Here is a 13,625-nt window from a genome sequence, read left to right as displayed (position 1 = left end):
CTCTCCCCTTGCGGGAGAGGGTGGCCGCCGAAGGCGGTCGGGTGAGGGGTCGCGCCCTGATCTCCGATAGGTTTCTCAACCCCTCATCCGTCAGCGGAGTTTATCCTCGGGCGCGCGCCTCGCGCGCCCCCTGGGGCTGACACCTTCTCCCGCAAGGGGAGAAGGAAGCCATGCTCGCGCCTATGCCGCCACGCTGATCTGCGCGATCGGCTGGATATCCGTGAAGTTCGGCAGGTCGGCCGTCAGTTCAGCCCCCTGAGGGCTGGTCAGCGAGGCCTGCATCGCCTCGGCGTCGCGGAAGAAGAGGGTGACGATCTTGACGAACGGCGCGGGTCCGCCGTCCCCCGCGGAAACGCCCGTCAGGACCTGCACGTCAATCAGGCCCGTCTCGGCGAAAGCGTCCTTCACCAGCGGGATGTGGTGGTCGTTGTAATAGTCGTGGTCGAACTTCGCGCCGTCGCGGGCGGGATAGAGGACGGTGAACACGGCCATGGCGATCTCCCGGCGGCCGGATTGACCGCGCGGCGAGAGCCTAGCGGGCGCCGTTGGGGAAGAGTCAAACGCCCGAGCGCTTCGACGGCCGTCCCTTGAAATAGGTCAGCGGAAAGAAGGTCGCAAAGCAGAGCGCCATTCCAGAAAGTCCGAACATCATGGGCGGGACCTGTGGAAAGACCTTGGACAGCACAACGGCGCCCAGGATCGGCCCGGGGATCAGCACGATCATGGCCACCCAGCCCTGCCAGCAGATGGGCCACGCTGTGTACCGCCCCGTCGTCCGGACATATTCGAACCAGACCTTGGTCTTGTCGCTCTCGCGCGCCGCCACGTCCCATCCCCCGCCCTTGAAACAACATCAGGTTGATCCGCCTAGCGGCGCGAATCCAGCGCCCGAGCGCCGCCGGACATTAAATAAATGACAGGCGCCTCCAGGAAGCGTCGCCGAAGCCTCTAAGCGTCGAGGGCATCGAGGGGGTTTCATGTTTCGCACTGTTCGCATTATGGCCGTCGCCTTGGGCGCGTTGAGCACAGCCGTCGCGGCCCAAGCCGGAGAGTATCGTCCGTCCTTCCACCCGGACACCCTGAAAGGGCCGCCCCACGGCGCGCCGAACGCCGTCATGGTGCTGGGCACGCCGCACCTGTCGGGCCTGCCCAAGACGTTCGACATGGGGCGGCTGACGCCGCTACTGGACCGGCTCGAGGCCTGGAAGCCGACGGGCGTCGCCACGGAGGATCTCTCGGGCCTGCAATGCGACGCCCTGCGACGCTATCCGAGCCGTTACGCCGAGACCGTGAAGACCTACTGCGCGGATCCGACGGCGGCCGGCCAGGCCACCGGACTGGACGTCCCGGCCGCCAACGCCGAGGCCGAGCGCCTGCTGGCCGCCTGGCCCGCCGCCCCCTCCGCCGCCCAGCGGCGGCGTCTGGCCGCCGTATTCCTGGCGGCGGGCGAGCGCGGCTCGGCCCTGGTCCAATGGCTGCGCCTGCCGGACGCCGAGCGAACGACGGGTGAGGGACTGAACGCCGATCTGGTCGCCCTGCTCGAAAAGCTTCGCGCCCGCCGCAACGAAACCCAGCAGATCGCGGCCGTGCTGGCCGCGCGCCTGGGGCACGAGCGCCTGTGGAGCGTCGACGACCACACCGCCGACACGCCCGAAAGCACCGACCCCGTCGAACTGAAGGCGTTCGAGACGGCCATCCGCGGCGCCTGGGACAATCCCGTCAGCCACGCCCGCCTGGCCGAGAGCAAGCGCCTGCAGCAAGACCTCGACAAGCCTGACGGCGTGCTGAACCTCTACCGCGCCTATAACGGCGCCAAGGCCCAGAAGATGGCCTTCGAGGGCGACTTCGGCGCGGCGCTGCGCGAGCCGTCGCCTCAGGCCTTCGGACGGCGATACGTCGGCTATTGGGAGACCCGCAACCTGCGCATGGTCGGCAATATCCGCGACGTCCTGGGCCAGCATCCCGGCATGCGCCTGCTGGCGATCGTCGGCGCCTCGCACAAGGGCTACTACGAGGCCTATCTGAACCAGATGCACGACGTGCGCCTGGTCGACGTCCAGACGGCCCTGCGCTGAGGCTCGCGGGCGGATGCGGCGGGGCGGCCGGGAGGGTCGGCTTGCTGGATGAATGCTGGAGGCTGTTAGCGACCCTAGTCGGACTCTGTTCGCGTCAGTTATTGTTGAAGCGGACACGGAGTAACCATGGCCCTTGAGCAACGCGTAGCGTCGGTTCACCCCGCGCTTTTCACCAGCGTCACCGTCGGGGGTTCGCTCTTCTTCAGCGTCTTCACTGCAAGGGCTGAGGATCCGCTTGCCTATCGAGCGGTCATCGCTGTGATCTTTTTCGCATTCGTCGCTCTAGGTTTTTTGTGGCTCTGGTCCATCTACGCAGTCGCATCGGCTAAAATTCGGGCTACTGCGAAATGGACGGTGGCGTTCCTCTTGACGCCCTTGCTCCTTGCCGCAGTTAAGCTGCTGCTGGGAGACGATACAGCAAGCAGCGAAGGCATCCCTGCAATGCTGTTGCGATTTTCCAGCGGTGCCTTGTTTATCGCCTGCGTTTGGAAGACAGCTGAGGCATTTGAAATCGCGCTTAGCGGCAAGGGCGTCTCTATTGGGAAGATAGGAGGAACCGCAGTTTTCCTCCTATTCTCAATCGTAGGCGTTTGGACGCTGCGTGAGAGGATACTGACGCTCGTCGCTCGTTTGCCGTCTGCGGTTCAAGAGGCTTAGGCCCGCTAACCACCCGTTGCGGGCCTAGGCTACCTCCCGCGAACCTGACATCTTTCGAGAGAAAGCGAAGTCTCGTCAGAGTGGGAGCATCGTGTGCGGAAGGTGGCGCTGACCGTTGCCTTAGTTCTTGCTGGCTGCGCGGTAGGGCCAACGCACCCGAATTCGGTCGCGGGTGAGATCATCTCGGTGCAGGTGGGAGGCGGACCGTTCTGCTTCCCCTGCACATACGACGAGATGACCATTCGCGGGGATGGGCGGGTCACGCGGAAACGCTGGTCTTGGCACGGCGTTACTCGGGAGCGTCACGTCCTGGCGAGCGACAGGAAGCGCATTCCCGTGGAGCAAGTTGCTCGAATTCGCTCTGAGCTCGCCGCCTATCGGCCCACTGGTTTGCGCGTTCTCCCAGGAGATGACGCCTGCGTGCCAGATCAGGGCGACGGTGACATAATATGGATGGACCAGGCCGCAAACCAACTGGCTTTCGACCTCGGCTGCCGGGGCGCCGCGCTCTCCGAGTTGAAGGCAGCACTCATAAATGTCTCAGACCTCGCTGGCGTCGAACCTATCCGCTGGTGAAGTGCCCTGGCGCGGCACCAATGACGGCTTTCCACCCATAGCCGACGTTTGGGCGTTCGGCTTACGGGAAGTCCACGATATCGGGACGAACCGTCCGAGCTCCTAAGCCGCCTTGTTGGCCAGGCTCTTGATCAGGTCCAGCGTCGCCGGCGACTCGGCCAGTTCCTCGCGAGCGCCGGGGCCGCGGGCCAGTTTCAGGGCCTCGGCGCGCGCCTTATCGGCGACCGGACCGGTCGGCCCGGACTCGCCCATCGCCAGCTTGGCCAGCAGGGTCAGGCGGTGCGGCAGCGGCGCGGGGGCCCGGACCAGCATGGTCAGCAGGCGCGTATCGGCCTCGATCTGCGCGCCGATGTCGCCCAGCTTGGCGCACAGCGGCTCGAAATCCTCGCGCACCAGGCCCGAGCGGATCAGCTGGCGCTGGAGGCCCGCCAGCTGGCTGAGCTTGGCGATCGGCGAGTCCGGTCCCTGGCGCATCTCCTTCTCGAACCGCATGGCGCTGATATTGCCGTTCAGCCAGCGGGCGGCGTTGCGCTTGTTGACCGCGCCCATGACGTTCTCGGCCAGCCGGATCAGGATCTTGATCTCTTCGTAGGACGAGCGGTCGCGGCCCAGCAGGCTGTCGATGAACTCGCCGTTCAGCAGGGTCTTCGAGCGCGTGGTGAAGGCGGCCTGGATGTCCTCGGCCTGCAGGACGCGGCCGGCGGCGGCCGTCAGGCTCATGGCCAGGGCGCGCAGATATTCGATCTCCGCCTCGGCGTCGCCGGGCTTCAGACGCCGCACGCCGTTCAGCTCGGTCAGGACGCGTTCGGCGATGGCCTTGCGCACGGTCGGGAAGTCGTCGCCGGCCAGCCAGTCGCTGAGCCGTTTCGCCGTGCCCGAGAGCTCGGGCATGCAGGCGCGGACGCTGGCCTCGATGCGGATCAGGGCCTCGACCCCCGCGCCGCCGGTCAGGCGGGTCATGGCGGCCAGGGTCGAGCCGAGATCGCCCTTGGTGGTGTCCAACAGGTCCGCCATGCCGGCGCGCGAGCCGATGATCTCGGCCAGGGGCTGCTCGATGGCGCTGAGGGCCGCGGCGCGGGCGCGGGGCTCGGTCGGCGCGCAATCGGCCAGGTCCAGCAGGCGGGCGATCTTCTCGGCCCAGTTGGCGGCGGGGGCGATCGAGGCGGCGACGCCCGCGCCCAGCAGGAAGGCCCGATCCGGGTCGGCGACCAGCCGCTCGGCGGCCTTGGCGAAGCCTTCCTTGTCGAGGTCGGGCAGAGCGCCCTTCTTGAACGCCTTGCCCAGGTTGCCGATCGCGCGCTCGACCAGGCCCTGGAAGTGGCGGATGATTTCATGGACCGTGACGCCGCGCGCATCGGCCTCGGGGATGGCGATCTTCTGCAGGGCGTGCTGCAGGTCGGTGCCGGACGCTTCGAGCTTCTCGACAAGGTCGGGACGATGCAGCAGCTCGAAGGGCGTGGCCTTGTGGCGGTTCAGCCAGCCCTCCAGCAGGCGGCCGATCCGGTCGCGCGCGTGGGCGGTGTAGAGGTCGGCCGGCTGGACGCAGAGCGGATCGCGCTCTTCCTCTTCCTTCTTCGGCTTACCGCCGTCGACCATGCCCTTGGTGAAGATGGCGAGCGACTTGTATTCGCCGGTCGCGGGGTTCAGCGTCTCCTTGCTGACCCGCACGGCCACGGCGCGGCTCTGCTCCAGCACGTCCTCGGCCGTCTGGATGGCGTGCGCGCGGTTCTCGGTGGCGATCTCGAGCGTCCACTGCGCGCCGACCTTCCGCCGGACGAAAAGCTCGTAATGGATTTGGCTCATACGGCGGTCGCTCCCGAGGCGCGACTATGGCGTACGAGACCTTAAGGTGAGGTTGAGGGAAACCCGTATCGGGCGTGTAGGTTTAAGTGTGAGCGGCTAAACCTACGCGCCCTAAGTCTAAGAAGATGAAGCCTGTCTGGTTTGGATGTCTCCATCTAGACCAGACAGAAGGCGGCGCGCCGCAATCGCGCCTTGCTGGGGCCGCAAAGGCTTAGGACTTAGGGCCGGGAAAGCTTTGCCGCTACGCGCGTTGAAGCTGGTGCGCTCGACCGGTAGGATCGGGCGAGCGACGAAGGTCGAAGGATAAGATCGAATAGATGGCCGCCATCACCCTCATTGACGACGACGAGAACATCGTCGCCTCGATCGCGATGACCCTGCAGGCTCATGGGCACACCGTGAACCACTTCCACGACGGCGTGTCGGGTCTGGAAGGCGTCGAGGCCAACCCGCCGGACCTGGTGATCCTGGACGTCAAGATGCCCCGCATGGACGGCATGGAAGTGCTGCGCCGCCTGCGCCAGCACTCCGAGATTCCGGTGATCATGCTGACCTCCAAGGACGAGGAGATCGACGAGGTCCTGGGCTTCAACCTCGGCGCCGACGACTACATGCATAAGCCGTTCAGCCAGCGCCTGCTGGTCGAGCGGGTCAAGGCGGTGCTGCGCCGCGCGCGGCCCGAGGGCGAGGCCGCTCCGGCCGACCCGAACGCGGCCGGCTCCAAGGTCATGAAGCGCGGCAAGCTCACGCTCGATCCCGCCCGCCACGACAGCCTGTGGGACGGCAAGCCCGTGCGCCTGACCGTCACCGAGTTCCTGCTGCTGCAGGCCCTGGCCCAGCGTCCCGGCTTCGTGAAGAGTCGCGACAACCTGATGGACGCGGCCTACGACGATCAGGTCTATGTCGACGACCGCACGATCGACAGCCACATCAAGCGCATGCGCAAGAAGTTCCGTCAGGTCGATCCGGAATTCGACTCCATCGAGACCCTGTACGGCGTTGGCTACCGTTACCGCGAGGCCTGAGGCGGCGGGCGGCGACCCGCCCCCGCCCCGTCGGCGCCTGGCCTGGCCGCGGGGCTCCCGGCTGGGCCGGCTGATCATCAGCCTGAACGTCCTGGCCCTGGTGATCGTGGTCATCGGGGCGCTGGTGCTGAACGAGCTGCGCAACGGCCTCGTCAACGCGCGCATCGACAGCCTCAGCACCCAGGGCGAGCTGATCGCCAACGTCATCGACCAGTCGGCGACGATCGGCGAGCCCGAGCCCGCGCTCGACCCCTACACCGCCAGCGCCATCTTCCAGCTGCTGTTCATCCCGCGCTCGCAGCGGGCGCGATTGTTCGACGCCCGCGGCAAGGTGCTGGCCGACTCGTTCGTGGTCGCCGACCGCGTCGACTGGAAGGTGCTGCCGCCCGCCCGCAAGCCTGGCCAGAACCCGGACGCCCCGCGCAAGACCCCCGCCGAGCAGGCCAAGGCCGAGCGCGCCCAGAAGGCCCTGGCCGACGAGATCGCCCAGGCGATGAAGGGCCGCACCGTCGCCGGCACCCGCATCGCCGAGAACGGCGAGCGGGTCGTCTCGGTGTCGATCCCGATCCAGCACGTGCGCGCCATCCTGGGCGTCCTGACGCTGGAGGCCGGCGACGTCGACGAGATCATCGCCGCCGAGCGCCTGGCCCTGTTGCCGTTCATCATCGTGGCCATGTGCGCCATCCTGACCGCCAGCGTGCTGCTGCACCGGCTGATCGCCATGCCCGTCCAACGCCTGGCCCGCGCCGCCGACCAGGTCCGCCTGCAGGGGGCGCGCGCCATCTCGCTGCCCGACCTGTCGCGCCGCCACGACGAGCTGGGCGACCTGTCCCGGTCGCTGGAGGACATGACCCATTCGCTGTCCGAGCGCATGGACGCCATCGAGCGCTTCGCCGCCGACGTGGCCCACGAGATCAAGAACCCGCTGACCTCGATCCGCTCGGCCGTCGAGACCCTGGACCTGGTCACCGACCCGGCCGCCCGCGCCCGCCTGCTGGCCATCCTGCAGAACGACGTCAACCGGCTGGACCGCCTGGTCACCGACATCTCCAACGCCTCGCGCCTGGACGCCGAGCTGTCGCGCGAGCCGCCCAAGGCCCTGGACCTCAACCGCCTGCTGACCGAGGTGACCAGCCTCTACGAAGCCCAGCTGCGCCCCGGCGACGCCCCTGGCAGCGTGCGCGTCCGCTTTTCCAGCGCCGACCCGGCCCATCCGGCGCAGATCCTGGCCCGCGAGACCCCGATCGGCCAGGTGTTCCGCAACCTGATCGACAACGCCCGCTCGTTCAGCCCCGCCGACGGCGAGGTCCGCGTCAGCCTCTCCCGCGCCAAGGGCCGGCTGATCACCACGGTCGAGGACGACGGCCCCGGCGTGCCGCCCGACAATCTCGAGACCATCTTCGAGCGCTTCTACACCTCGCGGCCCAAGGGCCGGGCGTTCGGCGGCAATTCGGGCCTGGGCCTGTCCATCGCCCGCCAGATCGTCGAGGCCCACGGCGGCCAGATCCACGCCGAGAACCGCCACGACGCGGCCGGCGCGGTGATCGGCGCGCGCTTCGTGGTCGACCTGCCGGACGCCCGGGCGTGAGCCCCGCCCCCGAACTCCGCCACGCCGGCCTGATCGCCCGCCGCCAGGACGGCGTCTGGCGCGGCGCCCTGATCGAGGGCCCGTCGGGCGCGGGCAAGAGCGACCTGGCCTTGCGCGCCCTCGACCACGGTTTCCGGCTGGTCGCCGACGACCGCGTCGTGCTGTTCGCCGCCGGCGGCCGCCTCTACGGCAAGGCGCCCGAGCCCCTGGCCGGCCTGATCGAGGTCCGCGGCCTGGGCGTCGTCGCCGCCGCCTCGCCCCTGCCCTTCTGCGAGATCGCCGTGCTGATCCGCTGCGTCGAGGCGCCGGAGGCCGTCGAGCGCCTGCCCGATCCCCGCGCGGAGTCCGTCGCGAGCCTATCCATCCCCGGCTTCGACCTGTGGCCGCGAGAACCCGCCGCGCCCCTGAAAATCGCTCGCATCATGCAGTCTCTTGGAGTCCCTCTCTAACGAGCGTATCAAGGCCGCCCGCGCGGCGTTCTCGAAGGGCCGCGGAGGGAATGGGGATCCCGTTTGAGATATCTGGCATGATCGGGCTCGTGATCGTGACGCACGGGCGTCTGGCGGAAGAGTTTGTCTCCGCCATGGAGCATGTGGTCGGTCCGCAGGCCGCCGTGAAGGCGATCTGCATCGGCCCCGAGGACGACATGGAGCGCCGTCGCTCCGACATCCTCAAGGCCTGCGCCGACGTCGACCAGGACGGCCAGGGCGTCATCCTGCTGACCGACATGTTCGGCGGCACGCCCAGCAACCTGGCCATCTCGGTGATGGAGCAGACCAAGGCCGAGGTCATCGCCGGCCTGAACCTGCCGATGCTGATCAAGCTGGCCAGCGTGCGCCAGCGCGAGAGCCTGCAGGCCTGCGTCGCCCACGCCCAGGAAGCTGGACGCAAATACATCTCCGTGGCCTCCTACGTGCTCGCCGGAGAGAAGTGAGCGCATGAATTCCAGAACGGTCGAGATCGTCAACGAGCGCGGGCTGCACGCCCGGGCCTCGGCCAAGTTCGTGAAGATGGCGTCCAGCTTCGACGCCGAGGTGACGGTCAGCCGCGACGGCGCCAGCGTCGACGCCCGCTCGATCATGGGCCTGATGATGCTGGCCGCCGGCATCGGCTCGACCATCGACATCAGCGCCGAGGGGCCGGAGGCGGAGGCGGCGCTGGAGGCGCTGTGCGAGCTGGTGGCGAACCGGTTCGACGAGGAGCGGTAGGGGGCTGAAACGCCCTCGACGCCAAGATATCGGACCGTGCTTTCGAGCTTCCTGCGGCCGACTGGAAGTTGGCGGGCGCGCAAGTCGCCGGTCTTTTTGTAGATCAGCGCCACCTTTGTTCGGCGCAGGCTCTGCGCGCCGTAAGCCCGAGGCTCGAGTTCAATCATCGACACCCACTTGTCGACCAGTCGGGCGGACCGCCGCGCGCTGACGTGATCGCCTGGTCGACTGCGGCGCGCCCCCCTTTGGGGCGGCGCCCTGCTTGTCCCGACAGGGCGGTCGACGCATTGTGGACCAGCGCAGGCGTCGCCTTCTCGGGGCCGGCGATCTCAAGCTTGGAAGCGGACGCACGAGCATGGCTGATTTCATCGAGAACCGCACATTCGATGAAATCCAGTTGGGCGACGTCGATAGCCTGAGCCGCACGCTGACGCCCGAGGACCTGGAGCTGTCCCGCGCCCTGGCTGGCGGCGATGGCGCGGAACCAGCGTGGACGGTATGGACCGCAGGTCTTCTGACCGCGCTCATCGGCCTTCGCCTGCCCGGACCGGGGGCGGAGACGATCAGTCAGACGCTGAGATTCCTGGCCGCGCCCGTCTTGGGCGACACCATCACCGCCACGGTTCAGGCGCGACAGAAGGGCCCCGGCTCCATCGTCGCCTTCGACTGCCGCCTGAACGGCTCGGGTGGCGAGCTGCTGGCCAGCGGCGAGGCGGAAGTTCGCGCGCCCGTCCAAAAGCTGCGCCGCGCGATCGCGGTACCGCCCGACATCCGCGTTTCGGACCACGACGGCTACAGGCGACTGATCGAGGCGACGCGCGGCGGTCCTCCCGCGCCGACCGCCGTCGTTCATCCATGCAGCGCCGCAGCCTTGCTGGCCGCCGTCGACGCCGCCGAGGCGGGGCTGATCGCGCCGATCCTGGTCGGGCCCGAAAGCAAGATCCGCAAGGCGGCCGAGGAAGCGGGAAAGTCGCTGGACGGCTTGCGCATCGTCCCCGCGGCCCACAGCCACGAGGCCGCCGCCAAGGCCGTGGAACTGGCGCGCGTCGGCGAGGCCCAACTGCTGATGAAGGGCTCGCTGCACACCGACGAGCTGATGGGCGCGGTTGTCGCCGCGGCGACCGGCCTGCGCACGGAACGCCGGATCAGCCATGTCTATGTCATGGACGTTCCGTCTCATCCCGCGCCCTTGCTCATCACCGACGCGGCGATCAACATCGCGCCAACCCTGCTCGAGAAGGCCGACATCATTCGCAACGCCATCGACCTGGCCCACGTCATCGGCATCGAGCAGCCGCGCGTGGCGATCCTGTCGGCCGTGGAGACGGTCAATCCGGCCCTCCCCTCCACGCTGGAGGCGGCCGCCCTGTGCAAGATGGCCGACCGAGGGCAGATCACCGGCGGCCTGCTGGACGGGCCGCTAGCCTTCGACAACGCCGTCTCTGAAGCCGCCGCCGCCGAGAAGGGCATCGTCTCGCCCGTGGCCGGCAAGGCCGATATCCTCGTGGCCCCGAACCTGGAAGCCGGCAACATGCTGGCCAAGCAACTGACCTTCCTGGGCGGCGCCGACGCCGCCGGCGTCGTGCTGGGCGCGCGGGCGCCGATCATTCTGACCAGTCGGGCCGACAGCCTGCGCACGCGACTGGCCTCCTGCGCCGTAGCCGTGCTGATGGCGCGCGCGGCCACCAAGGCGGCCCCGGGCCTGGCCAAGGAGAGCGCGGCGTGAAGGCGGTCGTCAGCCTCAATTCCGGCTCTTCCAGCATCAAGTTCTCGCTGTTCGCGGTCGACGGTCAGGGCCCGCCGAGGCTCTCGGCCGGCGGCAAGATCGAGAAGATCGGCATCGCCCCGGAGCTGATCGCCAAGACCATTGAGGGCGAGGTCCTGCTGCGGCGCGCTTGGCCCGAGGGCGCCGCCTTGCGCCACGCCGACCTTCTGGAGTTTCTGTTCGCCTGGGCGGTCCAGCATCTGCAAGATCGCGAGATCATCGCCATCGGTCACCGCGTCGTGCACGGCGGAGTCGACTTCGCCGCGCCGCGCCGGGTGACGCCCGACCTGCTGACGGCGCTCGAAAAGCTGAGCCCCTTGGCCCCGCTGCACCAGCCCCACAACCTGGCGGCCATCCACGCCATCGCCCGCCTGGCGCCGGACCTGCCGCAGGTCGCCTGCTTCGACACGGCGTTCCATCACGACCGACCGGAGATCGCGACCTGGTTCGCCCTGCCCCGCGAGTTGCACGCGCGCGGCATCCGTCGCTATGGCTTTCACGGCCTTTCCTACGAATTCATCGCCCGCCGCCTGCGCGAGATCGACCCGGTCCTGGCGAGGGGCCGGGTCATCGCCGCCCACCTGGGCAACGGCGCCAGCCTCTGCGCCATGCTCGACGGCAAGAGCGTCGACACCACCATGGGCTTCACCGCCTTGGACGGCCTGGTGATGGGCACGCGGTCGGGCGCGGTGGATCCCGGCGTGGTGCTGCATCTGCAAACCCAGCTGGGCATGAGCCCGACCCAGATCGAGGATCTGCTGTACCGGAAGTCCGGTTTGCTGGGGGTGTCGGGCGTCTCCAGCGACATGCGCGCCCTGTCCGCCAGCGCCGCGCCGGAGGCCGAGGAGGCCATCGAACTGTTCGCCTGGCGCGCCGCTCGCGAAATCGCCGCTCTGACGGCCAGCCTGGGCGGGCTGGACGGCTTGGTGTTCACCGCCGGGATCGGAGAGAGGCACGCCGACGTGCGCGCCCGGATCGCCCGGCGCCTAGAATGGATGGGCCTGCGACTGGACGCGGCCGCCAACGCCGTCAACGCCGCCCATCTTTCGACGGCCGACAGTCGCGTGCAAGCGCTCGTCATTCCCACCGATGAGGAGCTGATGATCGCCCTGCACACCCTGCGGGTGGCGCGCGAGGATCAATCCGCGCCCAGCGCCCGCTAGACATCGATCAAGGCCTCCAGCACGGCCGAGCGGGCGCCGACGGCCTGGTCCCGCAATCCCTCGAAGCCGTCCAGCCCGTGGGGGGACTACCGCCACGAACCAAATAGTCTCCGTCATTCCCGCCCTGAGATGGGGGAGTAGACCGATACTGGTAAACCCGGTCGCGGACGCCCGACAGCGGACATTTCCATCGTCTGTTCGGGGTGGTGGGCGGACATTGGCTCGCTACCCTAGCGTTGAAGGGAAAAGTTATGCCGATCCATTTCATGCCAACTGGCGACGCAAGCGCTGGCCGACGGTTCAACTTGTTCGCGGACGAGTTCGCGTACGCGATGGGGTCTGAATTTGATTTCGCTAAGGCTGAGCTTTTAAAGCCCGACACCGTCGTGCTGAATCTATTGTGCATCGATCCGGCCCGAGGCGTCGTTCCAAACGGCACCAGTCATAAGCGCTCGGCAGGAGAGTTCTGGACCTTCCATAACGTGGACTATGCCGCCTTCATGTCGTCGGACATCGAGACGCGGGTCGCGGCTGTCAGGGACGGCTTGATTGCAGCGGTCCAACAGGTTCCTGCATCACGAATGCCAGATCGTGTGAAAGCCGATCTGAAGAGAGCAGCGGAAGTCGCGGCTACCAAGCTTGTGAGCGACCCCGATCGTTTGCCCCGCTGAGTCCGATTTGGGTCGAAAGCACGTTTTGGTTCAGGCGCCGATCTAGGACGTTCAAATCGCTACGACGAGTGAGTGTCGTTCTCGGTGAACACCCGCCCTTGTGGCGGGAATGACGGGATGGGCTCCGGCGGGTCCGCCCCTGCCGGATCAATCCTCTGTGTACGGCGTTATCTCCAACCTACGCCATGTGAAAGAGGAGCCGATCCATGAAGTTCGCTGTCCTGGGCCTTGCCATCGCCGCCGTCGCCACGGGCGCGGTCGCCCAGACGACCATCGCGCACCAGGAAGGTCAGCCGGCCAAGGGCGCCTTCACGGTCGGGCAGATCGAGGACGCCGACGTCATCGACTCGGCCAACCGCAAGGCCGGCGAGGTCGAGCACGTCCTGCTCGACGCGGCCGGCAAGCCCACGGCCATCGTCATCGAGATCGACCGCATGGGCCCGGACAAGAAGGTCGTCGTGGCCCTGGCCGACGTGACGGTGGCGCCCGAGCCGGGCGACCCGGACGACCACATCGTCCGCGCCAAGCTGACCAAGGCGCAGCTGGAGGCCCTGCCCGACTGGAAGGGCTAGCGCCGCCTAGGCCTTGCCGCTCGTCCGGCCCCACCCTCACGGGTGGGGCTTTTTCGTTTTGGGGGCGTGGCGGAAAATCCTCCCCCCGTGGGGGAGGCGGTCCGAAGGACCGGCGGGGGGCGTGGCAAGGTCAGCAGGACTTCCCCCTCCGTCGGCTTCGCCGACACCTCCCCCGCCGGGGGGGAGTATTTTACGAGCGTTCGCGGCGCTCTATGATCCGCGTATCCGGAATCGGACCCAACGATTTCAACCACTTCCCACTTTTACACGCCGCTGTGTGATCCGCGTTGAAACCGCGCGCACAATCAGAGCTGTCCCCGTCGCGGGGGAGGGCGCTTGGATCCGGCCCAAAGCGGCGGCGGGGATAGGCTGAGCGGGGCCGCTTTCGGTTCCCGGCAGGTCCGAAGGTCGTCGCATCCTCAGAAGGGATAGGCGGACGATCGGGTGGCCGCAGGGATCAAGCCGGCAGCGGAGCGACAGGGCGGTGATCGATAAAGCCGCCTATCGTGGATCGCCGAGCTG

14 protein-coding genes and 1 pseudogene are annotated in these 13,625 nt (G+C 67.8%); 11 read left to right on the top strand and 4 right to left on the bottom strand.

The genetic code is table 11. The annotated features are described in order from the left end of the window. Window positions 1-180: 180 nt before the first annotated feature. Window positions 181-492 (bottom strand): EthD family reductase, encoded by a 312-nt coding sequence (locus AX690_RS12345; protein WP_066683206.1) that lies wholly within the window; start codon window positions 490-492, stop codon window positions 181-183. 64 nt (window positions 493-556) lie between these two features. Next, on the bottom strand, window positions 557-826 hold the full coding sequence (locus AX690_RS12340) for a hypothetical protein (RefSeq protein ID WP_066683207.1): 270 nt from the start codon (window positions 824-826) through the stop codon (window positions 557-559). Window positions 827-977: 151 nt separating this feature from the next. Here AX690_RS12340 and AX690_RS12335 point away from each other — a divergent pair, with 151 nt between their 5' ends. Then, complete coding sequence (locus AX690_RS12335; RefSeq protein WP_066683208.1) at window positions 978-2,075, top strand: DUF5694 domain-containing protein; 1,098 nt, start codon at window positions 978-980, stop codon at window positions 2,073-2,075. A gap of 126 nt (window positions 2,076-2,201) precedes the next feature. Then, window positions 2,202-2,732, top strand: coding sequence for a hypothetical protein (locus AX690_RS12330; protein ID WP_066683210.1), 531 nt, complete (start codon window positions 2,202-2,204; stop codon window positions 2,730-2,732). A 678-nt stretch (window positions 2,733-3,410) separates the two neighbouring features. Here the strand turns inward: AX690_RS12330 and AX690_RS12325 are convergent. Next, on the bottom strand, window positions 3,411-5,111 hold the full coding sequence (locus AX690_RS12325; protein WP_066683213.1) for a hypothetical protein: 1,701 nt from the start codon (window positions 5,109-5,111) through the stop codon (window positions 3,411-3,413). A gap of 317 nt (window positions 5,112-5,428) precedes the next feature. Between AX690_RS12325 and AX690_RS12320 the strand changes: the two genes are divergently transcribed. From AX690_RS12320 to AX690_RS12300, 5 genes are all read left to right on the top strand, one after another. Beyond that, a complete protein-coding gene (locus AX690_RS12320; RefSeq protein ID WP_066683215.1) occupies window positions 5,429-6,136 on the top strand; it encodes a response regulator transcription factor in 708 nt (235 codons plus the stop codon). Beyond that, window positions 6,111-7,724 carry an ATP-binding protein gene (locus tag AX690_RS12315; RefSeq protein ID WP_066683219.1) on the top strand — a complete coding sequence of 538 codons (1,614 nt, stop codon included), beginning with the start codon at window positions 6,111-6,113 and terminating at the stop codon, window positions 7,722-7,724. The genes AX690_RS12320 and AX690_RS12315 overlap by 26 nt, the downstream gene beginning before the upstream one ends. Continuing rightward, the gene (locus tag AX690_RS12310; protein ID WP_066683221.1) at window positions 7,721-8,173 is read left to right on the top strand and encodes an HPr kinase/phosphorylase; all 453 of its coding nucleotides are present in this window, start codon (window positions 7,721-7,723) and stop codon (window positions 8,171-8,173) included. Before AX690_RS12315 ends, AX690_RS12310 begins: the two co-directional genes overlap by 4 nt. A gap of 77 nt (window positions 8,174-8,250) precedes the next feature. Continuing rightward, window positions 8,251-8,658: a PTS sugar transporter subunit IIA gene (locus AX690_RS12305; RefSeq protein ID WP_066683223.1), complete on the top strand. Its 408-nt coding sequence runs from the start codon at window positions 8,251-8,253 to the stop codon at window positions 8,656-8,658. Between the two features lie 4 nt (window positions 8,659-8,662). Further along, window positions 8,663-8,932: an HPr family phosphocarrier protein gene (locus AX690_RS12300; RefSeq protein ID WP_066683226.1), complete on the top strand. Its 270-nt coding sequence runs from the start codon at window positions 8,663-8,665 to the stop codon at window positions 8,930-8,932. Between the two features lie 14 nt (window positions 8,933-8,946). On the opposite strand, the pseudogene AX690_RS22305 reads toward AX690_RS12300, so the two are convergent. After that, window positions 8,947-9,165 (bottom strand): annotated as a pseudogene (locus tag AX690_RS22305) (integrase); the annotation flags it as partial. Between the two features lie 122 nt (window positions 9,166-9,287). Here AX690_RS22305 and AX690_RS12295 point away from each other — a divergent pair. From AX690_RS12295 to AX690_RS22880, 4 genes are all read left to right on the top strand, one after another. Further along, complete coding sequence (locus AX690_RS12295) at window positions 9,288-10,658, top strand: bifunctional enoyl-CoA hydratase/phosphate acetyltransferase (protein WP_066683228.1); 1,371 nt, start codon at window positions 9,288-9,290, stop codon at window positions 10,656-10,658. Continuing rightward, on the top strand, window positions 10,655-11,860 hold the full coding sequence (locus AX690_RS12290; protein WP_066683230.1) for an acetate/propionate family kinase: 1,206 nt from the start codon (window positions 10,655-10,657) through the stop codon (window positions 11,858-11,860). Before AX690_RS12295 ends, AX690_RS12290 begins: the two co-directional genes overlap by 4 nt. 251 nt (window positions 11,861-12,111) lie before the next feature. Then, the gene (locus AX690_RS12285; RefSeq protein ID WP_066683232.1) at window positions 12,112-12,531 is read left to right on the top strand and encodes a hypothetical protein; all 420 of its coding nucleotides are present in this window, start codon (window positions 12,112-12,114) and stop codon (window positions 12,529-12,531) included. 206 nt (window positions 12,532-12,737) lie between these two features. Beyond that, complete coding sequence (locus tag AX690_RS22880) at window positions 12,738-13,103, top strand: PRC-barrel domain-containing protein (protein WP_066683234.1); 366 nt, start codon at window positions 12,738-12,740, stop codon at window positions 13,101-13,103. The last annotated feature ends 522 nt before the right edge of the window (window positions 13,104-13,625 follow it).

The sequence above is a fragment of the Caulobacter sp. CCH9-E1 genome, from assembly GCF_001556515.1.
In the GTDB taxonomy this organism is placed as follows: Bacteria; Pseudomonadota; Alphaproteobacteria; order Caulobacterales; family Caulobacteraceae; genus Caulobacter.
The sequence above is the reverse complement of the archived record's forward strand: the minus strand, read 5'-3'. Positions and strand labels throughout refer to the sequence as shown.